Source organism: Bradyrhizobium sp. INPA03-11B, from assembly GCF_040446015.1.
Lineage (GTDB): Bacteria > Pseudomonadota > Alphaproteobacteria > Rhizobiales > Xanthobacteraceae > Bradyrhizobium > Bradyrhizobium macuxiense_A.
The window spans coordinates 37311-59619 of the sequence record NZ_JASGSR010000015.1; the positions used below are offsets into that span (position 1 = coordinate 37311).

General features: G+C 63.4%; 20 protein-coding genes, 1 tRNA gene and 1 pseudogene. 11 read left to right on the forward strand and 11 right to left on the reverse strand.

The window, feature by feature from the left end; genetic code table 11:
- Positions 1-48: 48 nt before the first annotated feature.
- Complete coding sequence (locus QMZ05_RS08645; RefSeq protein ID WP_353700407.1) at positions 49-1614, reverse strand: hypothetical protein; 1566 nt, start codon at positions 1612-1614, stop codon at positions 49-51.
- An 821-nt stretch (positions 1615-2435) separates the two neighbouring features.
- Between QMZ05_RS08645 and QMZ05_RS08650 the strand changes: the two genes are divergently transcribed.
- The 6 genes from QMZ05_RS08650 (at position 2436) to QMZ05_RS08675 (ending at position 7919) form a co-directional block, all read left to right on the forward strand.
- Positions 2436-3290, forward strand: coding sequence for an N-acyl homoserine lactonase family protein (locus QMZ05_RS08650; protein ID WP_353700408.1), 855 nt, complete (start codon positions 2436-2438; stop codon positions 3288-3290).
- Positions 3291-3408: 118 nt separating this feature from the next.
- Complete coding sequence (locus QMZ05_RS08655) at positions 3409-4161, forward strand: ABC transporter ATP-binding protein (RefSeq protein ID WP_353700409.1); 753 nt, start codon at positions 3409-3411, stop codon at positions 4159-4161.
- The gene (locus tag QMZ05_RS08660) at positions 4158-4859 is read left to right on the forward strand and encodes an ABC transporter permease subunit (RefSeq protein WP_353700410.1); all 702 of its coding nucleotides are present in this window, start codon (positions 4158-4160) and stop codon (positions 4857-4859) included. Before QMZ05_RS08655 ends, QMZ05_RS08660 begins: the two co-directional genes overlap by 4 nt.
- Positions 4856-6349 carry a Gldg family protein gene (locus QMZ05_RS08665; RefSeq protein ID WP_353700411.1) on the forward strand — a complete coding sequence of 498 codons (1494 nt, stop codon included), beginning with the start codon at positions 4856-4858 and terminating at the stop codon, positions 6347-6349. The genes QMZ05_RS08660 and QMZ05_RS08665 overlap by 4 nt, the downstream gene beginning before the upstream one ends.
- Positions 6346-6867, forward strand: a complete 522-nt coding sequence (locus QMZ05_RS08670) for a hypothetical protein (RefSeq protein ID WP_353700412.1) — start codon at positions 6346-6348, stop codon at positions 6865-6867. Before QMZ05_RS08665 ends, QMZ05_RS08670 begins: the two co-directional genes overlap by 4 nt.
- Positions 6864-7919: a HupE/UreJ family protein gene (locus tag QMZ05_RS08675; RefSeq protein ID WP_353700413.1), complete on the forward strand. Its 1056-nt coding sequence runs from the start codon at positions 6864-6866 to the stop codon at positions 7917-7919. Before QMZ05_RS08670 ends, QMZ05_RS08675 begins: the two co-directional genes overlap by 4 nt.
- Before the next feature lie 221 nt (positions 7920-8140).
- Here the strand turns inward: QMZ05_RS08675 and QMZ05_RS08680 are convergent, their stop codons facing one another.
- From QMZ05_RS08680 to QMZ05_RS08690, 3 genes are all read right to left on the reverse strand, one after another.
- Complete coding sequence (locus tag QMZ05_RS08680; protein ID WP_353700414.1) at positions 8141-9367, reverse strand: integrase arm-type DNA-binding domain-containing protein; 1227 nt, start codon at positions 9365-9367, stop codon at positions 8141-8143.
- 226 nt (positions 9368-9593) lie between these two features.
- Positions 9594-9670, reverse strand: a tRNA-Arg gene (locus QMZ05_RS08685).
- A gap of 99 nt (positions 9671-9769) precedes the next feature.
- Positions 9770-10057 carry a hypothetical protein gene (locus QMZ05_RS08690; protein WP_353700415.1) on the reverse strand — a complete coding sequence of 96 codons (288 nt, stop codon included), beginning with the start codon at positions 10055-10057 and terminating at the stop codon, positions 9770-9772.
- Between the two features lie 222 nt (positions 10058-10279).
- Between QMZ05_RS08690 and QMZ05_RS08695 the strand changes: the two genes are divergently transcribed.
- Positions 10280-10726: a hypothetical protein gene (locus tag QMZ05_RS08695; protein ID WP_095735047.1), complete on the forward strand. Its 447-nt coding sequence runs from the start codon at positions 10280-10282 to the stop codon at positions 10724-10726.
- A 30-nt stretch (positions 10727-10756) separates the two neighbouring features.
- On the opposite strand, the gene QMZ05_RS08700 is transcribed toward QMZ05_RS08695, so the two are convergent.
- A complete protein-coding gene (locus tag QMZ05_RS08700; RefSeq protein WP_353700452.1) occupies positions 10757-12985 on the reverse strand; it encodes a cation:proton antiporter in 2229 nt (742 codons plus the stop codon).
- A 281-nt stretch (positions 12986-13266) separates the two neighbouring features.
- Between QMZ05_RS08700 and QMZ05_RS08705 the strand changes: the two genes are divergently transcribed.
- A complete protein-coding gene (locus QMZ05_RS08705; protein WP_274613371.1) occupies positions 13267-13389 on the forward strand; it encodes a hypothetical protein in 123 nt (40 codons plus the stop codon).
- Between the two features lie 29 nt (positions 13390-13418).
- Here QMZ05_RS08705 and QMZ05_RS08710 read toward each other — a convergent pair whose 3' ends face one another.
- Together QMZ05_RS08710 and QMZ05_RS08715 are read right to left on the reverse strand one after the other, a co-directional pair.
- Positions 13419-13547 (reverse strand): hypothetical protein, encoded by a 129-nt coding sequence (locus tag QMZ05_RS08710; RefSeq protein WP_353700416.1) that lies wholly within the window; start codon positions 13545-13547, stop codon positions 13419-13421.
- A gap of 178 nt (positions 13548-13725) precedes the next feature.
- Positions 13726-13941, reverse strand: a complete 216-nt coding sequence (locus QMZ05_RS08715; RefSeq protein WP_353700417.1) for a hypothetical protein — start codon at positions 13939-13941, stop codon at positions 13726-13728.
- A 352-nt stretch (positions 13942-14293) separates the two neighbouring features.
- On the opposite strand from QMZ05_RS08715, the gene QMZ05_RS08720 reads away from it, so the two are divergent.
- Positions 14294-14668, forward strand: a complete 375-nt coding sequence (locus QMZ05_RS08720; RefSeq protein ID WP_353700418.1) for a hypothetical protein — start codon at positions 14294-14296, stop codon at positions 14666-14668.
- 41 nt (positions 14669-14709) lie between these two features.
- On the opposite strand, the gene QMZ05_RS08725 is transcribed toward QMZ05_RS08720, so the two are convergent.
- On the reverse strand, positions 14710-15468 hold the full coding sequence (locus QMZ05_RS08725; protein ID WP_353700419.1) for a GNAT family N-acetyltransferase: 759 nt from the start codon (positions 15466-15468) through the stop codon (positions 14710-14712).
- A 171-nt stretch (positions 15469-15639) separates the two neighbouring features.
- Complete coding sequence (locus QMZ05_RS08730; protein ID WP_353700420.1) at positions 15640-16848, reverse strand: acyl-CoA dehydrogenase family protein; 1209 nt, start codon at positions 16846-16848, stop codon at positions 15640-15642.
- A gap of 102 nt (positions 16849-16950) precedes the next feature.
- Between QMZ05_RS08730 and QMZ05_RS08735 the strand changes: the two genes are divergently transcribed.
- Together QMZ05_RS08735 and QMZ05_RS08740 are read left to right on the forward strand one after the other, a co-directional pair.
- Complete coding sequence (locus QMZ05_RS08735) at positions 16951-18516, forward strand: winged helix-turn-helix domain-containing tetratricopeptide repeat protein (RefSeq protein WP_353700421.1); 1566 nt, start codon at positions 16951-16953, stop codon at positions 18514-18516.
- Positions 18517-18973: 457 nt separating this feature from the next.
- Positions 18974-19846 (forward strand): annotated as a pseudogene (locus QMZ05_RS08740) (DMT family transporter).
- Here QMZ05_RS08740 and QMZ05_RS08745 read toward each other — a convergent pair.
- Together QMZ05_RS08745 and QMZ05_RS08750 are read right to left on the reverse strand one after the other, a co-directional pair.
- Positions 19843-21306 (reverse strand): deoxyribodipyrimidine photo-lyase, encoded by a 1464-nt coding sequence (locus tag QMZ05_RS08745; protein ID WP_353700422.1) that lies wholly within the window; start codon positions 21304-21306, stop codon positions 19843-19845. The pseudogene QMZ05_RS08740 and the gene QMZ05_RS08745 sit on opposite strands and share 4 nt — an antisense overlap.
- 21 nt (positions 21307-21327) lie before the next feature.
- Positions 21328-21987: a peroxiredoxin gene (locus tag QMZ05_RS08750; RefSeq protein ID WP_050420497.1), complete on the reverse strand. Its 660-nt coding sequence runs from the start codon at positions 21985-21987 to the stop codon at positions 21328-21330.
- Positions 21988-22309 lie beyond the last annotated feature (322 nt).

Here is a 22309-nt window from a genome sequence, read left to right on the forward strand (position 1 = left end):
CTTATCCTGGTTGCTGTGTTCGCGGTTAGACCAGGCTCTCCGTGGGGGCTATTGCAACGCGACAAATCGATCCCTGGCCTGCTGGATGCCGCCGGCAAGCGCCTTTGCGTATAGCTCGCGCGCCTTCGTCACATCGCCGCGTGTTCCATAGGTCTTCCACGTGGAAAGAACGAGGGGATCATAGGTCTCCGCAAGCATAAAGCTTGCCTGTGCGCTACCTGTCCCGACAGCGTATTCGAGCACGATCCGAGCTGCACCGATATCCCCCTGGACGAGGAGAGCGCTGGCGCGCGCGAGCAACCTGGCAACTTCCGGACCGCCTTGCGCCTCAGCGACCGCTGGCTGCTCTTTCGCAGCCGCCTCTGCGGCTTGAGTCAGCGCGGGGTCGCGGCCCGGTGCCGGTGCCTCGGCCCGGTCGCGCTCCTTCTTCAGAGACCGTCGCAGCTCTGTCGTCGCGCTCATGGCGCCCTTCTTCACCTGCACCGCTTCGTCACTGGCCTTGCTTGACAGCGCCATCTGGGTCTCGAGGTCCCGCCGTGCCCTCGCAAGCTCGCGAGTCAGCGCCTCGGCCCTGTCGTGCTCCGTCTTCAAAGACTGTCGCAGCTCCGCGATGGCGCTCTCGGCGGCCTTCTTCGCCTGCACCGTCTCGTTACCTGCCTTGCTTGACAGCGCCAGTTGGGTCTCGAGGTCGCGCCGCGCTATCGCAAGCTCGCCAGTCAGCGTCTCAGCCCTGTCGTACTCCTTTCGCAGAGACCGTTGTAGCTCCGCCATCCCGCTCTCCGCGGCCTGACCGAGCTGCGCCGCCTGATCGCGGGCCTTGTTCGCCTGAGCTGCCCGCATCTCAATGGTCTGCTGCGCGCTCGCCAGTTCATTTGCGAGGGCCTCTGCGCGGCGCCGCTCCCCTTCAGAAGACTGTTGCACTTCCGGCTGCATTGCCTCCGCGGCCCGTTTGCCCTGCGCAGTATCCCGCGGTGCCTGTGCGATCGCCCGGTCGGCTTGCTGATGAAGAGCCGGATCCCGCGCCGATGAATCGGCCTTTTGCTGGTCTTGGCTTGGGACCTGGGCCTCCTTCTCGACGGCCTCCACGTCTGCTGTGCTGGGCCTGACGTTATCCTGCTCATCAACGTATCGCGTCACATAGGCGACGAACTCGGCGTGGAAATACCAGCCGATGAGCGACGCCCCGACCATCACCGCGGCGATCGAGGAGATGGCGCGCCGCGCGGTCCGTTTGCTCTGCGCAGCCCGCGCTTCAACCAGGACGCCAGTGACCGGGTCCGCGTTCGTAACCAGACGAGTTAATTCCGTCACCCTCGCGCGTTCGGCCAGGCCCGAGGGGAAACAAAAGGAGCGGGGCCCTGGCGACGCCGGGGGGGCGATTGATCCAGTTTCCTTTGGCGGAATAAACTCATCTTGCAGAATAAATTCATCACCTTCCTCTGGAAGATGCATTGTTTGCCAATGCGTCGGCGTGATCTCGCTTGGCTCGCCATTTTTTCTAACCCACCCGCGCCCCTCAGCCGACCATTGAGCAGATTCGAAGCGTCCGCTTACGTCATCCTCAAGAATGACGAATGTTCCATCCCTTGGAGCGGTGTCGATCACGCGGCGCATGCAAAAGACGCCTATTCGATGCGGTTATCCAATTTTTTAGAAGGACTTCGTCAATGCACAGATTCTACTCCACCCCACCAAAGGCCTCAAGAAATAGTCATTTAGGTCTTTGGCGGTAGTCCGACCGCAGCACGGCGGCGGAACGGACACAGCACGTATCTGTGGCGATAACTGTGGCGGCGCTCTTTTGGTTCGCGATGTACTGGCTACAAGCCCTTTATCTCATTGGTGGGCCCGGCAGGACTCGAACCTGCAACCAGACCGTTATGAGCGGAAGGATAAAGGACGCGTTCGTTGAATTTGTTACATCTTCGTCCGGGATCAAGCGCATCCGCTGCGATTTGATGCGGTCGTTCTGGTGCGAAACTGGTGCGGCGGACGGACAAGGTCTGAAGGGCCATGGATTCCCATGCCTGAACGCGCCGCCGGTCCCGGTGCCATTGCGCTGGGCTATCGCGGCCAGGCCGTGGCTGTGGACGGGAAAACAAAGACGGAAAGAACGTGGACTGACTTCTACCGCATCCGAGATGCCACGAGTGCAGTGCAGCGTGTTGATACCGAGGCTGGCTAGGAAAAACATGGGCCCCCCTTTGCCAGGGCGGGTTTGCGAACCGCATGAACTGCATCGTTCTTTCAACCCTGGCCCCGTGGGGGGGGAAAACTTTCCCGTCTAGGCCCGGTAGGCCAACTTGCTTTTGCAAGGGGCCAATCTATTCTCTCTGACTACCCGCCTCGGCCGCGCCAGGCGAGGCAGCCGTGGCTGCAAAGACAGCCAGTAAAACAAAAACAGCCCGTAAAGCGAAGGCTAAGGAGGAGCTGCCATGACGATCAAGCAGATTGCATTGAGTCTGGCTATCGCGCTCGGCCTTGCGAGCGCTGCCGCCGCGCAGGAAGGCCCCAAGCTATACGTCTTCACGTCGGGTTCGTTGGGAGGCTTCCCGAAGGCAGCCCTGCAGATGGGCGGTCAAGGCAATATCGATTGGGCGCCCGTGAGCTTCTATGTGCTCAAGCATCCCAAGGGCAATGTCATCATCGATACCGGAAACAACGATAAGACGATTACCGATCCCGAAGGCTGGTGGGGACCGCTTGCCAAGGGGTTCGGTCTCAAGATGACAAAGGACGATGCCATTCCCGCACAGCTCGAGAAGATCGGACTGAAGACTGACGACATCAAATATGTCGTGGTCGGTCACCTGCATCTCGACCATGGCGGCAATGTCAGTCAGTTTCCGAATGCGACCCTCGTTGCCCAGAACGATGAACTGAAGGCCGCATGGTGGCCGGATGTCGGCTACTCGCTCTATTATATTCCAGGCGACTTCGCCGACACCAAGAAGATGAACATCATCCGCCTCGAGGGCGACCTCGATCTGTTCGATGACGGTTCGGTGCGCGTGATGCGGGCTCCCGGGCACACCCCCGGCAGCCAGTTCGTAACCGTCAAATTGCCCAAGACGGGTACGGTTATTCTGACCAGCGACGTGGTTTATCTGAAAGAAAACCTCGATAAGAACCTGATCCCGCCGATTCCGGGCACCTACAATCCGAGCGATGCCTATCGCAGCTACCAGCGCGTTCGGCAGGTTCGCGACGCCAACAATGCCCAGATCTTCTACGGGCATGATCCGGAGGTTTTCAAAGCCACCAAGCACGCGCCAGAGTTCTATGATTGAGCCTTAAGCCGGCGCGGGGCGCTCCCTTGAGAGGCCGCGCCGGACCTCAGGGCGAGTCCCGGAGCGGGGCGGTAGACTCACCTTTCCCGCGGACGCACTCGCCTGTTCGGGACGCTGCATGACCATCTCGGCAATCGACGCGGCGCCTAATGATGCGTTGGTCCAGACGGGTATCGCCCCAGCGATCTCTGCGTCCAATGTGAGCAAGCGCTACGGTCCGGTATTGGCGCTGGAGGGGCTCACGCTCGACATTCACGCCGGGGAAGTGTTCGGCTTGCTGGGTCCGAACGGCTCCGGCAAGACCACGTTCATGCGGCTGCTTGCGGGCTATCTTCTGCCATCGGCCGGCCGCTTGATGGTCGCAGGCCACGATGTCGTCGGCGATTCACTCGCGGTGCGGCGGCGCATCGGCTATGTGCCGGAAGCAGCGCCGCTGTACCGGCAGATGCGGGTGAGAGAATTCCTGGCCTTCATGGCACGGCTGCGCGGCGTGCCCGAGCGGAACGTGAAAGGCGCCGTCGAACGCATCGTCGATAGGCTCGCGCTGTCCGCTGTCGCCGACAAGCCGACACGGGCCTTGTCCAGGGGCTATCGGCAGCGGACTGCGCTCGCCCAGGCGCTGGTCCACGATCCGGACATCCTTATCCTCGACGAGCCTAGCAATGGGCTTGATCCACGCCAGATCATTGAGATGCGGCAGCTGATCCGCTCGCTCGCCGGGCGCCACACGGTGCTGATAAGCTCCCACATTCTCAGCGAAGTCGAGAAGACCTGTGACCGGGTGGCGGTGCTGCTCAACGGGCGCCTCCTGGGCGTCCGTGCAATGGCAGATACTGCCGACCTCGAAGCCTGGTTCTTGTCGCTCACATGAGAACGCTGCGCATTCTCTTTGCCAAGGAGCTCAACGCGACGCTGACGTCGCCGATTGGCTACACAGTGGCCGCGGTTTTCCTACTCGTGCTCGGCTATACCTTCAGCCTGACGCTGTTTGCGACCAAGGTGGCCAACCTTCAGTACATCTTTCACCAGATGTATGTGCTCTCGATCCTGCTGGTGCCGGTGCTGACCATGCGCAGCTTTGCCGAGGAGCGGCGGTCGGAGACGCTCGAGCTGCTCCTGACTGCGCCGGTGCAGGAGCTTTCGATCGTGCTCGCCAAATATGCCGCCACCTTGACGCTCGTGCTCGGCATCTTTGCGCTCTCGCTCGTTTATGCCGTGATCCTCGATCGTTACGGCGAGCCCGACTGGGGACAAATCTACGCCGGCTATCTGGCGCTCGCGCTGCATGCCTCGCTCCTGGTTGCGGTCGGCCTGCTGATGTCGAGTATCACCGAAAATCAGGTCGTCGCGGCGGCGCTGTCGATCGGCATCTTCCTGATGCTCTGGTTCGCCGATTCCGTGTCCTATCTGTTATCGCCGCCCTTCGACAGCCTCGCCCTCAACCTGTCCCTGATCGGACATTTCAAGCCGATGGTGTCAGGCTCGGTGTTCGTGTCGGACATCGGCTATTTCATCACGGCGAGCATGCTCGCGCTGTTCCTGACCACCTGGGGGCTTGCCCAGCGATGATCCAGGCATCCGAGGCGATCAATCTCGTCTGGTTTTTGGGCGTGGTTGCCGCGCTTGCACTATTGTTTGCAGCGGGCTTGAGACTGCCGGTACGGCTCGGCTATGCCAGCCGTGCCGTCTCAGCTGCCCTTGTGGTCGCCGTCGCCGTCGCCGTCGTGGTCCTCGCCAACGCGGCGCTGTTCCGTCACGACGCGCATCTCGATTTCACGCGCGAGAAGGCCTTCACGCCCTCCGCCGAGGCAGGCGAGGTGGTGCGCAGGCTCGCCGAACCCATCGACGTTACCTATTTCTACCAGAAGCAGAACCCCGGCGCGGTCGCCCTTGGCGCCATGCTGCGGCAGCTCGAACGAGAGAACGGGAATTTTCGTGTCCGCCTGATCGACGCCGACCAGAACCCGGCGCTCGCCTCCAGTTTCGGCGTACGCACCTACAATTCGGCCGTGCTGCGGTCGGGCGATCGCCGCATCGAAGTCGTGACGACGGACGATCGCGAGATCGCGCTCGGCGTGCTGCGTCTGTTGCGCAAGCGCGAGGTCGTGATCTGCTTTGCCGCCGGTAATGGCGAATACGACATCGACAATTTCGAATTCCATACGCATTTCGAAGGCGCTCACAGCCATAGCCACGACGCTTCGGGGCTGGCGGTCGTGCAGATGGAGCAACACGGGATCGGCCGGTTACGACGCGCGATCGAGAAGCTCGGCCTTGCCGCGCGCAAGATCTCCTTTGCGACCGGCCAGCCGATCCCGGACGATTGCGGCGCTGTCGTCGAAGCCAATCCGCGCACCCGCTATTCTCCCGGCCAGACCGAGCTGATGCGCCGCTATCTGGAGCGGGGCGGCTCGGCGATGTTCCTGATCGAGCCCGACTATGAGCTTGATAACAGCCTTGCCGCGCTGCTCGCCTCTGCCGGCTTCAAGGTTGGCAATGGCGTGATCGTCGATCCCAAGGAGCACTATTTCACCGACGAACAGATGATTGCCGTGTCACACTATGGTGTCCATCCGATCACGCGCGGCTTGACACTGTCGTTCTATCCGGGGGTACGCCCACTCGAAATAGTACCGACGGCCGGCCTCAAGCTGACGGCACTGGCGGCCAGCAGCTCCGAGGCTTACATCATCGCCGACCGCTTGGATAACGGCTCGACCGCGGCGTCCGCATCGCGCGCATCGAGGATTATCGCTGTCGCCGCCGAAGGCCGATTGAACGAAACGGCCCCCTCGACATTCCGCATGGTCGTGGCTGGTGACGCCGATTTCGTCTCCAACTCATTCTTTCCATACCTGGCCAACTCGGACGTCGTGCTCGCCGCACTCGCCTGGCTTACGCATGAGGAGCGAGCGCCGACCATGAAGCCGCCCGTGGAAGTGCTGCCGACCGTCTCGCTGACGGGCGAGCAGATGCGCGGCATCTTCATCGTCACCGTTCTTTTGATGCCGGGCCTGATCGCCTTTGCCGGCGGCGCGATGTGGTGGTTGCGGCGATGAACCGGTTGATCTGGAGCGCTGCAGCTCTAGGCGCCATCGTCTTTCTGGCGGCACTTGCGTTGACCGGCGGTCGCGGCGGTTCGGGGTTGCTGCCGTTTGTGCCGAAAGGCCTGATGACGATCCGGCTTCAGGATGTTCGCGAGGTCGAATTGGAAACACATGAGGGGCGCTGGCATTTTGTCCGCGCGGAGGATGGTTGGCATGCGGCGGCGGGGGCGACGACGGCAGGCTTCGCGGCGCGGCTTGACGGCGCGCTCAGATTGCTGCGCAATTCGGGACCGGAGCGTGTACTGAGCGCGACCGAGACTGCAGCCGTCGACCCCGCGCAATTCGGATTGAATCCGCCCCGGTTGCGCGTCGTAGTCAACGGCAGCGGCGCTTCGTCCTTCGTCATCTCCTTCGGCGCGACCAATGTGCTCGGACTGTCGCACTATGTCAGGCGCGAGGGGAGCAGTGAGATTGCGCTGCTGCCCGGCTTCGTCGCCGAGGAGTGGGAGCGGGTGGGGAAGATGCCGTGAGCGCGCACCTCGCACGATGGATTGCATTCTGGCTTGCAATCGCCTGCTGCGCCGATGTCTCGGCCCATGTCACCACCACCGGATTGGTCCGCATCGAGTTGTCGGGCGACCGCCTCTCTTATGCGCTCTCTGTCGCGTTGCCTGAAATACCACAGGCGTCGGCTTCCATGCTGAACGCAGCCGCCAATGGCGATCGCTCGGCGGCAGAAGCAGTAGCGGAAGCGGCGCGCAGGAGCGTCACGGTCGATCTTGGCGGCACGCGCTGCCGCGCAGGGCGGGTGCGCATCGGTGGCGCCGGCGCGAACGAGACCCGCGCGACGATCGAGATCGGCTTCACTTGTGACCCTGGGCACGGCCGCCTCACGGTTACAGAAGACTGGGGCGTTTTTCTTGGCGGACACTATCAGAATCTCGCCAACATCCGCACGTCGAGCGGCGAGCGGCAGGTTGTCTTCGGCGAGGCATCGCGAACGGCGGTCGTCGACATCGACCGCTCCGTCGCGACCGGCTGGCTGGATTTTGTGAAGCTCGGCGTCGCCCACATTCTCACCGGCTATGATCATTTGCTCTTTCTTCTTGCGCTACTAGCCATCGCGCGCGGTTTCTGGTCTGTGGTGAAGATCGTAACCGCCTTCACGCTCGCTCACAGCGTGACACTCACGCTGGCAACACTGGGTTTTGTCAGGGTCCCTGAACGCATCATTGAACCGCTTATCGCCGCAACCATCATCTGGGTTGCGCTGGAAAACTTGTTCGCGGCCGCGCCGGATCGGCGGCGGTGGATGTGGAGCTTTGGGTTCGGTCTCGTGCACGGACTTGCGTTTGCTTCTGCCCTTGGCGAGCTCGAACTGAAGGGCGCAGCCATGCTCCGCGGATTGGTCGGATTCAACGCAGGCGTCGAGATCGGCCAGCTTATCTTCGTGGTGATCGCGCTTCCGCTGCTGACGCTGATGTCGCAAGGGTGGGGCGCGCAGCTGACACCGCGCCTTGCCTCAATCGCCGCCGCGGCGATCGGCACGTATTGGTTGCTTGAGCGAGTTCTTGTCGGTTGAACCTCGTCAGCAAACAGTATTCCTTGCAATGGCCTTTAGGCCGCCAGCTGGGCGATGTCCGCTTTGGCGGCAAATCCGGACCTCAAAGTGGTTCGTCTTCCTTGAACGAAGCTCTGAAACAGCAAAATGTGGCTGATCGAACCTTCAGTCGAAGAGGATCCTTCTACCCGAAGGGCAGAGACGCTCCGAAACGTAATATGTCGCAGGAAGGCCCACATCCCTTAGGCGGCCCTTATCGAATTGACGTTGTTCTTCGGTGGTCGCGTGGCGTAGTCAGCAAACGCCTGCATCACAACACGTCGCTTTTTTAGCGCCTCGCCGCGCTTGTAGGCCTTTTCAGCGTCATCGCCGGTGATGTGATGCAGGCAATGTTCGACGATCTCTTCCTCGAAGTCGGTTTCTTCCTGTGCCCAGGTCCGAAATGTGGTCCGGAAACCGTGCACGGTCAGTGTTTTGTCCCCGGTGATCTGCTTCAAATGCTTGAGCATAGTCATGTTTGAGATCGGCTGCCGTAGGCTGCGACCCGGAAATACGAACTCGTCACTCACGCGGCTCTCATGGGCCTCGCGCAGATAAGCCAGCGCCTGCCGGGGTAGCGGCGTGCGTTTGGGTCGTTCATTCTTGGTATCAAGCGTGTTGAGATTCCAGAGTCCGCCTTCGAGATCGAGCTGCGACCAGCGCATGCTCTGCACCTCATTGGTTCGTGCCAATGTGAGGATAGCGACTTGAAGCGCCCGCGCGCTTTGATCTGGATTGGTGCTGAGCTTTCGCATGAACGCCGGGAGGTCATGGTAGTCCATGGCCTTGTGGCTCCCGCGGACCGTACCCCGCTTTCGCTGTTTCGGCATGATCGGCTTCAGTCGGCTGTCCCAGTCCGCCGGGTTGTGTTTTGGCCGCAGGTTCAGCGCTATGGCTGCGTCCAAAATCTTCTTGATCCGCTGGCGTGCGTCGCGTGAGATCTCGCGCTGATGCCAGACCTTCCGCAAAACGGCGGTGACGTGCTCGGTCTCGATCTGGTCGAGTTGCAGCTTGTGCAAAGGTTGGCAGGTAACCTGCACGATGCGCTTGAGCTTGTTGCGCGCGGCCTTGTGCTTCAGGCCGGTCTCGTAAGTCTGCCGCCATTCCTCCGCGAATTCGCCGAACAGGCGCGATCCTTGCTGGCGGCGCTTCTCGTCGTCGCGCTGTTCTCTCGGATCAGTTCCCTTGGCAAGAAGCCGCAGGGCATCGATCGCCTTGTCCCTGGCCTCGGAAAGCTTGAGGCCTGCCGCCTTGGCCGAGCCGAAGCCCATCTTTTTGACAATGCCGTTGCGCTGATAGCGGAACGCCCAGCGACGACCACCGCTAGGGGTGACAACCAGATAGAGGTTGTTGCCGCACGGGTACTCGCCGGGCCCCACAGCAAGGTGGTTCTTTGCGGTGATCTCCGGCGTTTCAGTTGGAATCTGCATAGGAGATTCGAACTCCTGTCCCTCGCGGACAACGCGCTCGACGAGCTAGCGGAGATTCTAACTCAGATCGAGGGATAGTTGAAGGGGCGTTCTGGCGGCGGAACGCCGGCGATGGCGAGCGGCGGCCAGCGACCTCGCGCGAAGCAAAAATATTTTGGAAAACAGGGCTTTATTGCGCTTCGGGCGACGGTTGGCGATGACGAGTGAAGCTCGGCAAATGCGGGCTTGGCGCGCTCGGAGAGATTCGAACTCCCGACCCTCGGAATCGAAATCCGATGCTCTATCCAGCTGAGCTACGAGCGCCGCGGGGGTCGATTATCAGACTTGGGCTGACAGGGCCAGCAGCCTCGCGCGGCACCGGGCGGTGTCCGCGCCGGGCGCTGGCCGTTGGCCCGCCAGCCTTCAGAAGCAGGGATGGCGGCGGTGGTCCTGGCCGATATAGGCCGCCGAGCTCTGGTAGCACTTGTTGGTCGACGGGCCGTCGTAATAGGCGAAGCTGCCGGCCGCCGGGCCCGGGCCGTAATTGTGCAGATAGCTGATGTGGTAGGGCAGGCCCCAATAGGCGTGCCGGTGATGGTGATGCCGGTGGTGCGGGGTGGCCGTCAGGTCGGCCGCAGCGGCCGGGACAGCCAAGGAAGCCGTCAAGGAAATCGTCAGGGCGAGGGCGGCGATAAGCTTGGTCTTGGTCATTGGCGGCCTCCGGGCATTCACGCTGGAATCGGCTTCACTGGCCGCTCCAAGGTCCTCTAACGACTCATTTAACCCGGAATCCGGCCAAAAGCTGCGGGAAATCAGTCACAGCGCGCCAAATTTTGCCTTTTTGCGGATGCTTAACGGATTGCCAACACAGTCCGGCCAGAGTCTTGCGGTCAGGTCCGCCCGGGCCGCCTTTCCCTCGGTTTAGAACATTTCATGCGCATCACGCCCCTTGTCGCCTTGCTGCTGTCGGTCCTGGCGGTCACGCCAGCGCGGGCCGTGCTGCACATCACGCGCGACCATGGCGGCTATGTCGAGGAGTACAAGGCCAAGTACAAGTTGATCCGCGACCGCCGCGAGCGCGTCGTGATCGACGGCATCTGCAACTCGGCCTGCACGCTGGTGTTCGGCATCGTGCCGCTGAACAAGATCTGCGTGACGCCGAAGGCCAGCATCGGCTTCCATCAGGCCTATTACGACAAGGCCTTCACCTTCGGCATCAAGGTCACCAGCCTCGAGGGCACCTCGGATCTGATGTCCTATTACCCCGATACGGTGAAGGACTGGATCCGCCGCAATGGCGGGCTCACCACCGAGATGAAGAAGATCAAAAACGGGGTCGATCTGTGGAAGATCGTCGATCCCTGTCCGGAAGAGTGGTAGGCGCGAGCCGTTCCCGCCTGGGTCCTGCCGTCAGGTTTTCGGCCTGACGTCGCCATCCGACACCAGCAATACCGAGGCTTTCGACTTGCCGAGCACGGCGGCCGCGACGCTGCCGAAATTCAGGCTGTCGCCCTGGATGCGGTCGACGCCGACCACGACGAGATCGGCCCGGCTTGCCGTGATTTCCTGCAGGATCGCGACCTCCGGTGCGGTGCTGGCGCGCAGCCGCGTCGCGACATTGATGTCATAGCGCGCCGCGGTTGCCGCGATGTCCTTCAGGATCGCTTCCTCCCGCGCCAGCGACATGCTCGGGCTGGAGCGGCGAGCGCCCTTGTCGCGCGTGGTCGAGACGTAGACCACCTGCAGCGGCTCGGCACTGAGGCGGGCCAGGGCGATCGCGACCTCGGCGCCGCGCCGCGAGACGTTGCTGCCCGAGACCGGCACCAGGATCTTCCGCGCATTCGCCGTCGGCTCCTTCTCGTGCACACCCTTGGCGGCCACGATCGCCAGCGGACCGTCGAAGCCGGAGGTCAGCTCGTCGATCCGCCGGCCGAAGGAGCCATCGGGGCCGGCGACCTTGTCCATGCCGACCACGAGCAGGTCGAAGCCCTTTCTGGCTTCCTCCGCGATCGCCTCCGCCGCCGTCTCCTCGCGGGCGCGGCTGATGACGTCGACATTGTCGTCGCCGCCGCCGTCGGCCTCGGCGCTGGCCCTTGCACTCGCCTTGGCGGCGTTGATGACCGCCGCCTCCGGACTCTCCTCGTCGGCGCGATTCTTCTCCTGCAGCTTGGCGTTGGCGCCGACATGCAGCACCGTGATGGGCAGGCCGCGCCCGCCGGCGAGCAGGCCAACGACATGGGCGGCGAATTTCGCGTTGTTGCTCTCGTCGACCGCGAGCAGCAGTCGCTCGAGATTGGCGACGAAGCCGCGCTGCTCGACTTCCTCGCGCTCCAGCCGTTCCTTCTCGTCCTTGCCGAGCGGCAGCCGCGCCAGCGCGCTGCGCAGCATCGGCGGCATCGCCATCGTGGTCAGGATCGCCATGGTCACGATCATCGAGAACATGGTCTGGCTCAGCACGCCCATCGACAGGCCGATGGTGGCGATGATCACCTCGGTCGAGCCGCGCGCGTTCATGCCGCTCGCCAGCGCATAGGATTCCGGCCGCGTCAGCCCGCCGAGCGCGCCGCCGACGAAAGCGCCGCCGAACTTGCCGATGCTCGCGATCAGGATCAGCGCCGCGGTCAGCAGCAGGAGTTGCGGATCCCTGAGCACGGTGAGGTCGGCGGCAAGGCCAGCGAGGCCGAAGAATACCGGCATGAACAGGCTGGAGATCAGCCCGCGCAGCCGCTCGTCGATCTGCCGGGTCAGGATCGGGGATTCCCCGACCAGCACGCCGGCGATGAAGGCGCCGAGCACGGTATGCACGCCGATCAGATGCGTGATGCCAGCCATCACGCTCATCAGCAGCAGGATTACGGTGATGACAGCGGCCGACGAGACCAGATTGTCGTTGGCCCAGCGGATCAGCCGGAACACCAGTCGGCGGCCGATCGTGAAGCTGACCACGAGGAAAGCCAGCGTGCCGAACAGCGCCTGCGCGACCGAGAGGACATCCAGGGTGCCGCGCGAGGCGAGGCTCAAGATCACTGCGATGATGATCCAGCCGATGGTGTCGTCAATGATCGCGGAGGCGACGATGATCTGGCCGACATCTCGGCGCATGAAGTTCATTTCGCGCACCACGACCGCGACGATCTTCACCGAAGAGATCGACAGCGCGGTGCCGAGGAACAGCGATGCGATCAGCCGCGCTTCGGGATGCGGCAACAGGCTGTCGGGCAAGAATTCGCCGAGCGTGAAGCCGCAGACGAACGGCACCGCGATGCCCGCAACCGAGATCGTCGTCGCGGCGCGGCCAACCTTGCGCACCAGCTTGAGGTCGGTCTCCATGCCGGTCAGCAGCAACAGCAGCAGGATGCCGAACTGCGCGATGCCGTCGATCAGCGCCTTCTGCTCGCCGGACGGCGGAAAGACGACGCTGTGCGCCGACGGCCACAGCCAGCCGAACAGCGACGGGCCGAGCAGCAGGCCTGCGAGAAGTTCGCCGATCACGGAGGGCTGGCCGATCCGCTGCATCACCTCGCCGAGGCCGCGTCCGACCGCGATCAGCAGCGCGATCTGGGCGAGCAGGATGAACTCGGAAGGTTTCGCTGCCTCGTCGCCGGCGGCGTTGGCCGCGGTGACGGCCGCAAGCAGCATGACGACCGCCCAGATCGTCGGTTGAAGCCGCCCCCAGCGGATCAGCATCGCGTCTCCGTTGCCAAATTCCAGCGCGGCTCGGCCTGTTTACCGCATGCGGTCAACGCCCGGGTTCCGAAAGCGATCCACCCGGGTCAGATTTTGGAACCGGGGCACCGTCCGCTCGTTTCACTCATGATGCGTTCATCCTCGTGATGCGATTGTGGTCCCAGGAGTGAGCCCGAGCGCGAGCCTCACCGCCGAGGCGGTCGGGCCTCGGCCCGCACGCACAGGAGGTTGTGATGGCAACCAGATCCAATCTTTCGAAGGCTGAACTTGCGCGCAGCGTCGCCGGCGCTACGTCAGCGCTGGTGCTGAGCGCGCTGGCTTTGTTCGTCGCCGCCCATCATCTGAGCGGTGGGTAGGGCTGGCGGCGTGTCCGCCGGACCAACTATCAAAGCAGGAAGGTCCCGATCAGGAGGCCGGCCGCAAATGCCCAGAGACCGAGCGTGCAGGCCGAGATGATCCGGACGAGATTACGCAGATCGACGTCCTGCCAGCTGCTGTGGGATCGATAGGTCAATTGCAGGCACCCCCTGCGGCGGCCGCCTTTGCTTCTCGCCCAGCAAGCCTGTTCCCGATCGGTGCCCAAATGAAGGCAACCGGGGGTGGCGCCCGATCACGCGTTCGCGAGGCGCCGCCTCAGACGCCCGGTCATGCCTTCCGGCTGGGGTGACGATGCCCGGCACAGACCTCCCGGGCTATTTCGATCCTGACTTCCCAGGGGTCTCGGCAGCGTTCGGCTGGTCCACGACCTCGAATCTCGACCGGCTGAAGCGACCCAGTCCACTGAGCTCGTAATAGCCGTCACGTTCGTTTTCCTGCGTCACGTCGTAGACACGACCGAGCGAGAGCGTGTCCCGCTGCAAGGTGTTGTCGACGCAGCGAACACGAAAGATCTTGCCGGTTTCGACCATGCGCTCATCCTGAATTGTTGGTCTGGTTCGGTGACGCGCCAGCTCGCTGTGTGACGTCGCGATGACCCCGCATTGGGCTCGCATGCGGTGCGCCTCCGATGATTTGGAAACGCCCCTGCCGGGCAGGCGTTCCTATCATCGGAGGCGCGCCGTATGCGTCTCGCCGCGAAAGCCAAGCCGTGGCCTTGCACGAAAGTAGCTGAGTTATGCCGCGGCCGGATCCGCGCCTCTGCCGCGCCGGTCCCGCGGTCTCGCAGGCTGTGACCGTGGTTGGCGGATGCCCGTCTGTTGTATGCGAAGAAGACGCGCGCTACAGAGACGCCTCGCAAGCAAGAACCTGGGACAAACGTCGTTGAGGATATCCGCCAATACCGGCATTGTGATCGGATCGACGCTTTTTGCCTTGGCGTCGAGTGCGTTCCTTTATCTGCTTCCTCCAAGTCCGATCGACAGGAACCTGCTCCGCGGTACCTTTTATTTCTTGAAGGGGCATGCGTACCAAATTCCCGTCAAATTTCTGGACGGCGAGCTCGGTGCTGCCCGGCTTTATGAAGATGACAAGCTGCTCGGCCCGGCAAACAGCGACCTGGAGGAGATCGCCGCCAAGGGCGGCGGCCGATTCCAGCTCTTCCGGGACAACAAGAGCTTTTTCGGCCCCGTGCTGCTGCTCTCGACAAGCGACAATACCGACCCGAACACGAACGGCAGGAAGTATCATCTCAGATGACGACCGGCGCTATGCGGCGGTCGAATAGAGGCCCGCGCCGATCACATGAAGCCCGGGTTGCGCGGTAGGTACTGGGCCCAATCGCCGAACTCCTGTGACGACATCAGCAGCATCGGACACTTGATTCGCATGCCCAGCGCCATCGCGGTATCCAGCGCCGCCTTGCCTGTGCCAGGCAGGAATGCCGATACCCGTGACGCGCCGCTCTCGGCCGCCAGGTACAGCGCTGTTCGCAGGGCGGGAGCCATGGCGTGCGGCTCCGTGACTGCGAGCGGTCCGATATGACCACCGGCATCCACGTAGGCGTAGCCGATCCAATCGTTTCCATCGTGGAGACTGAACCCGGTCGCGGCGCCGCCGCTAATCAGATAGCGATGATGCTTTTCGCGCGAGACGCCGAGGATCCGCTCGTCCGCTTGCGCGAGGCGGCGCAGGGTCGCGGCCTCCAGCGTGAGCGGCGTGACGGTATATCGCGGACCGTGCAAGTGAGCGAGCAACTGTTCGCGCGATGCACCGACACTGTAGATCGGAAATCGCGGAAGCAGTCCGTGACGGATGTAGAGCCCTTGCGATACCGTGTTGAAGCTGAAGGTGATGAGCACGCGGTTGGACGCGCCCGATTTTTCGGCGTGCGCGATGGTCCGCTTGATCAGCTCGTTGCCGATGTTTCGCCCCTGCTGATCGGGCGACACGAACAGCTGCGCCAGGAACCACATGTCGCCGCACACCCAGCTCCACGCAAAGCCGAGGATCCGCTCGTTCTCCTCCGCCACCCAGAGACCGTCGGGATCGTCCTTCATGGAGAACAGCTGGAATTTGGGCGGGGACGAAGCCGCCATCGGTCCGAAGCCGTGCCGTTCGGTCAGATCGTTGATGCTGGCGACGACGAGGGCGTCGGCAAATTCCAGATCCGCTGCGCGGGCCGGTCGGCAAATCACTGACATCGGCAGCTCCGTTGGTAGCCGGTATTTTCAGAACCTCGCCGTGCCGGGATCGAGCCCAAGCGCCAGCCGGCCGGCGGTGATGTAATTGTTCGGACTCATCGCGATATGCTTCGCCGCGGCGCGCACGTCGCCGACCGCACGCTCCAGAGCGCAGGTCTCGAAGATAGCGACGGCGCCCGCGCTGGCAGCCAGCATCTCGGTGACGGACGTCGCAGTCTCCGCCGCGTGTGCGTTGGCGAGCCGAATGTCCGCGCGCGCCTCCACCAGCCGTTGGCCGCCGATGTCGGTCGCGGCCATCAATTCGGTCATGGCATCGATCAGAAAGGCGCGGGCGGCGCGAAGCATCGCGCGCGTCCGCCCGACCGTCGCCTGAACGATTTCGCGATCGCGGAGCGCGGCTCGGCTTCCGGCGCGGCCTTTGGCGAGTTCCGCGAACGAGGTGATGGCGCCGGACGCGATGCCGAGCGGCGCCCCGCTGATGCTCCAGGCGAACACCGATGACGGCGGCATGCGATAGAGCAGTCCGGGTTGGGTCGGTCGCAGTCCGAGAAAGGGATGGACGTGCGCGGCCGGCACGAAAATATCCCGTACCTCGAAATCGCAGCTGCCGGTGCCGCGCAGTCCGGACACGTGCCAATTGTCGAGGATGGTCACATCCTCCCGCCCGGGATAGCAGCAGAGAAGCGGCGAAGCCGGATCGTCGGGCTTCACGCTTGCCAGCACCATGAAGCGCGTCGCGTGATGCGAGCCGCTACCGAACGGCCAGCGCCCGGACAGGTGATAGCCGCCTGCAACCGCGGTCGCCGTGCCCACAGCTCCGGTCGCGCTTGCGACAAATGCACGCGGGTCGGCATACCACTCACGCACGATGGACTGATCGAGGTAACCTCCGATCCGGCTCATGCCGGCGCCGTTGCCGACCAGCCAGCCGACCGAGCCATCCACCGCCGAGGCGGCTTCGACGACACGCGCGAATGCGAAGGGAGACAGCTCGGGCCCGCCGAGCGCTTGCGGCAGCCACAGGCGGAACAGGCCCGCATCGGCCAGCGCGGCGAAAACCGCGTCGGGCAGCCGCCGTTCGCTGTCGAACGCGTTGCGCTGCGCAGCGATCAGCGGGGCCAGCGCCCGGACGGCTTCGAGCTCGCGGTGCCCCCGGTCCGGGGCACCGGCCATCACGTTCGAACCGGGACGAGACGTCAGCTCGTCCGTCTCCACCGCATGGGATGAATCGCGCATTGTGCAGTCCTCGATGTTGCTCGGCCCGCAGCATGATCGTCCGCTTTCCTGAGGTCCTGAATCCGTTCCGAAAAAGTTGCAAAAAATGTAGTCTCCAGAGCCATGGCGACGATCCACCAGTTCGGTCCCTTCCGCCTCGACGCAGGGGCCGAGACGCTGTTCCGGGAGTCCGAACCGGTCGCGCTCGGACGGCGCGCCGTGGTGCTGCTTCGGCTGCTTGTCGAGCAGGCCGGATCGCCGGTTTCCAAGGCTGCGTTGATGGAGGCGGCCTGGCCGGGGCTTGCCGTTGAGGAGAGCAATCTGACGGTGCAGATCGCCGCGCTGCGGCGGGCCTTTGCCGACATCGACGGCGGCGCGAGCTGGATCGAGACGCTGCCGCGCCGAGGCTATCGCTATGTCGGGCCCCCGGTTGCGAGCCTGTCCGAACCGAGCTCGCCCGTATCGTCAGCGCCGGCGCTGTCCGACAAGCCGTCGCTCGCGGTGCTGCCGCTGTCAAATCTGAGCGGCGATCCCGCGCAGGACTATTTTTCCGACGGGATCACGGGAGACATCATCGCCGAACTGTCGCGGTTCAGGTCACTGCTCGTCGTCGCCCGCCACTCCAGCTTCGCCTACAAGGGGCAGACACCCGAGATCAAACGGGTCGGCCGCGAGCTCGGGGTTCGCTACGTGGCCGAAGGGAGCGTGCGCACGATCGGCAGCCGTATGCGGGTGATCATCCAGCTGCTCGATGCCGCGAGCGGGTACAGTCTCTGGACCGAACGCTACGACCGCGATCTCGAGGACATCTTCGCTCTGCAGGACGAGATTGTCCGGGCGATCGTCGCGGCGCTGCCGGGCCGGATGGAGGACGCCGGTCGCGAGATCGCAAGGCGCAAGCCGACCTCCAGCATTACCGCCTACGATCTGGTCCTGCTCGGCAATGAGCGATGGCGTCAGCTGACCGTGACGGCGATGGCGCAGGCCAGAGACTATTTTCGAAGCGCCGTCGCGCTCGACCCGCAATATGCTCGCGCGCACGTCAACATCGCCTGGACCATCGTCTGTGACGTGTTTCTCGAATCGCCCACCACCGCGACACTGGAGGAGGCGCGGAGCGAGATCGAGACCGCGCTGGATATCGAGGATGGCGACGCCTGGTCGCATGGCGTGTTCGCTCAGCTGCTGTTCCTGAGCAGGGATGACGCCAAGGCCGAAATCCATTTTGGCCGCGCGCTTGCGCTCAATCCAAACGATGCCGACGTCGCTGCGGTCTTCGCCAACATCCTGGTCTATTGGGGACGCTGGCGCGAGGCGCTGACGTGGATCGGGACAGCCAAGCGGCTCAATCCGTTTCCGCCCAACTTGTACCATTGGTATCACGCGCTCGCCCTCTATTCGGGGCGCGAGTACGAGCAGGCGGTCAAGGCGGTGATGGAAGCGCGGTCGTTCGACAGGTGGTCGCACGGCCTCCTTGCCGCCTGCTATGCGCAGATCGGACGGATCGACGAGGCGCGGGCCGAGGCCGACGCGTTCGTCAGCCAGCGATGTCGCGAATTGAATGCGAATGGCCGCGCCGTGCCCGCAAGAACCCTCGAGCTCGCGCAGGCCAGGGCCGACCGATATCGCAATCCCTCCGATCGCGAACATTTCCTCGACGGATTGCGCAAGGCGGGTCTCACCGGTTGACGGACCAAGGCCGCTTGCTACTCGAACCCGCGAGTTGACGTGGGCCCCACCACACCTGTCCTCGCCCGGCTTGCCGCCTCCGCTAAAGCTTCGGCGCGCCGGGGACTCATGGCCTCGTCGAAGCCGGGACCGGGCGATCCAGTACGCCGCGGGCCATCGGTCCAATAACGGCTGCCTCTGGAATACTGGATCACCCGCTTTGCGGGTGATGACACTGGTTGTTTGACATCTTGAATCGAGAGCCATCCTCGGTGTCGTCCCTGCGAAAGCAGGGACCCATAGCCACAAATAGTTATTGGTGAGCGACGCTGGAACAACGAGCCCCTGCAACAATACCGGCCGCGGAGTATGGGTCCCTGCTTTCGCAGGGACGACAGCGCGGATGGAGCATCGGCTAGCAATCTCACCGAAATTCGCGATTGCCGGCTGCTTCATCTTCAGGCAATGACGGCCTGCAATGAACAAGAGCTTCGAGGAAACTGCCGCTCGTCTGGCGCCGGCGATCTTTGTCGTGCTGTGGAGCACGGGATTCATCGGCACCAAATACGTCATCAACAATGCGGAGCCGTAGACCTATCTGGCGATCCGGATGGCGTTCGTGGTGGTGGTGATGGCGATCATCGCCGCGGTCGCGCGGCCGAAATGGCCGGACCGGACCGGCGTCTTTCACAGCGCGGTGGCCGGCATCCTGGTGCACGGTTTCTATCTCGGCGGCACCGCGATCGCGATCGCGCATTCGATCCCCGCAGGCTTGTCGGCGTTGATCCCGGGGCTGCAACCGATCCTGACCTCGACTATCGCCAACCGCTGGCTCGGGGAGCGCGTCACGCCGCTGCAATGGGGCGGGCTGGTGCTCGGCCTCGCCGGCGTCGTATTGATCCTGCACGAGCGGCCGATGACCGGCGACGCCGGGTGGGGCTGGCTAGCCTCCGGCGTCTCGCTGATCAGCATCACCCTGGGCACGCTCTATCAGCGCCGCTACTGCAACCGGATCGACTGGCGCGCCGGCAATCTGGTGCAGTACGTCGCGGTGACGATCTTCTTCGGCATCGGCGCCTGGCTGTTCGAGACCAATGTCGTGCACTGGACCACCGAGTTCGTGCTGGCGATCGCCTGGCTGGTGTTCGCACTATCGATCGGCTCGATCGGGCTGTTGTACTGGTTGATCCGTCACCATGCCGCGACCTCGGTCGCGAGCCTGTTCTATCTGGTGCCGGCAACGACCGCCCTGATGGCCTATGTCCTGTTCGGCGAGAAGCTCGACACTGTCGCGATTGCCGGCATGGCCGCCTGCGCCGCCGCGGTGCTGCTGGTCAATCGCCGCGCTTAGTCTTGGCCACGGATCTTCGTGTAAGCCGCAAGCGCGCGTTCGCGGCCCTGCTTGTGATCGACGATCGGCTGCGGGTAGCTCTTGCCGAGCTCGATGCCGGCACTGGTGAGCTCGATCGGCGTCGCGGTCCAGGGCTGATGGATCACATCGTTGGAGAGCCGCGCCAGCTCCGGCACCCAGCGCCGGACGTAGGCGCCCTCGGGATCGAACTTCTCGCCCTGCAGGATCGGATTGAACACGCGGAAGTACGGCGCGGCGTCGGCGCCGGAGCCGGCGACCCATTGCCAGTTCGCCGGGTTGGAGCCGGCATCGGCGTCGACCAGCGTGTCCCAGAACCATTGTTCGCCCGCACGCCAGTCGATCAGCAGGTGCTTGACCAGGAACGAGGCGACCACCATGCGCACCCGGTTGTGCATCACGCCGGTGTGCCAGAGCTCGCGCATGCCGGCATCGACGATCGGATAGCCGGTCAGGCCGCGCTGCCAGGCCTTCAATGCGCGCGCTTCACGCTGCCACGGAAAGGCGTCGAACTGCCCCTGCAAATTCCGCTCCGCCAGATCGGGAACGTCGAACAAAAGATGGCGGCAGAATTCGCGCCAGCCGAGCTCGCTCAGGAATTTGTCGATGTCGCCGGCAAGGCGCGGATGCTCGGCGGCAGTGAAGCGGACCGCGTACCAGACTTGCCGCGGGTTGATTTCGCCGAAGCGCAGATGCGGCGAGAGGTGCGAAGTGCCGTCGTGGTCCGGCCGATCGCGGTCGTCAGAGTAGCCCCTGATGCCGCGATCGAGGAACGCCTTCAGCCGCGCCTGCGCGCCGTCTTCGCCCGGCGTCCAGCTCACGCGCAGGCCGCCGGCCCAATCCGGCCGCGTCGGCTCAAGCTTCCAATCGTCGGGAGCTTCGCTCGCGACGCCGCCGATGGATGCGAGCTTCTTCGGTGCCGGCAGGGGTTTTGGCGGATCGCCGAGCCCTTGCACGCGACGCCAGAACGGCGTGAACACGCGCAGGCCGCGGTTGTCCTTGTTGCGGATGGCCTTGGGTTCGACCAGGAGGTCGCCGGAGAAAATCTGCGAAGCAATGCCGTCACTTGCGAGCGCGGATTTAACCTCTTCAGCGACAGCTTGATGCGGCGCCTGCGCGATGTCGTTCCAGAACACGGCCTGCGCACTGGTCCCGCGCGCCAGCGTGGCGATCACGGCAGCGGCTGGTCCCGTGCGCAGCACCAGCGATCCACCGATCGCCTCAAGGCTTTTGCCGAGCGCGCGCAGCGATTGCGCCAGCCACCAGCGCGTCGCGCCCCCGAGGGCGCGCGCGGCAGGAGGTTTCAGGGCAGGGCTTGCTTCGTCGCGGACGTAGAGGCCAACCACAGGCACGCCGCGGCTGGCCGCCTCATGCAGGGCCGGGTGATCCGACAGCCGCAAATCGTCGCGGAACCAGACGATAACGGGCCGTACGCGGGTCACCCGGACGCTACGTACCGTCAGTTACTTCGGCTGCGGCACGATGCGGATGTAGGGCTTCGGCGCCTTCCAGCCCTGCGGATAGATCGTTTTGGCCTCGTCGTCGCTGACCGAGCCCGCGATGATCACGTCCTCGCCCTGCTTCCAGTCGGCAGGGGTGGCGACGCGATGCTTGGCGGTCATCTGCAGCGAGTCGATCGAGCGCAGGATCTCTTGGAAGTTCCGGCCGGTGGTCATTGGATAGACCATCACGAGCTTGATCTTCTTGTCCGGTCCGATCACGAACACGTTGCGGACGGTCTGGTTGTCGGCGGCGGTGCGGGTGAGGGGATCGCCCGAGGTCGAGGCCGGCAGCATGTCGTAGAGCTTCGACACGTTGAAATCGGTGTCGCCGATCATCGGGTAGTTCGGCGCGGCGCCCTGGGTCTCCTTGATGTCCTCGGACCATTTGGCGTGGCGGTCGACCGGATCGACCGACAGGCCCATCAGCTTGACGCCGCGCTTGTCGAATTCCGGCTTCAGGCGGGCGAGTGCGCCAAGCTCGGTGGTGCAGACCGGGGTGAAGTCCTTGGGATGGGAGAACAAAAGCGCCCAGCTGCTGCCGATCCAGTCGTGGAACTTGATCTTTCCTTCGGTGGTCTCGGCTTCGAAGTCGGGTGCGACGGCGCCAATCTGAAGTGCCATGATTTTACCTCATCTCTTTGAAGTTGCAGCAAAATTTGTATTTGAGGCGGTCTGTTCCAGTATAGGACTGGAAAAGGCTTAAGTGAACGGGTTCTGAAAAAAGGTGAAACATTTCTCCTTGAGCGAGGAATTCCAAGCAACTTGTTTTGATCCAAACCTCTGCGACGAAATATCAGCTGCGGCACAAAAGCTTGGAAATGCCCAGATAATGCCGCTTATCCCCGTCATCACGCCGGCCCTGGCTGCTATAGGACTGAACCGTGACAGCGTTTAAAGCGACCAAATAGCAACCATCTAAAAATCTCGGAACCCAAGTTCCGAA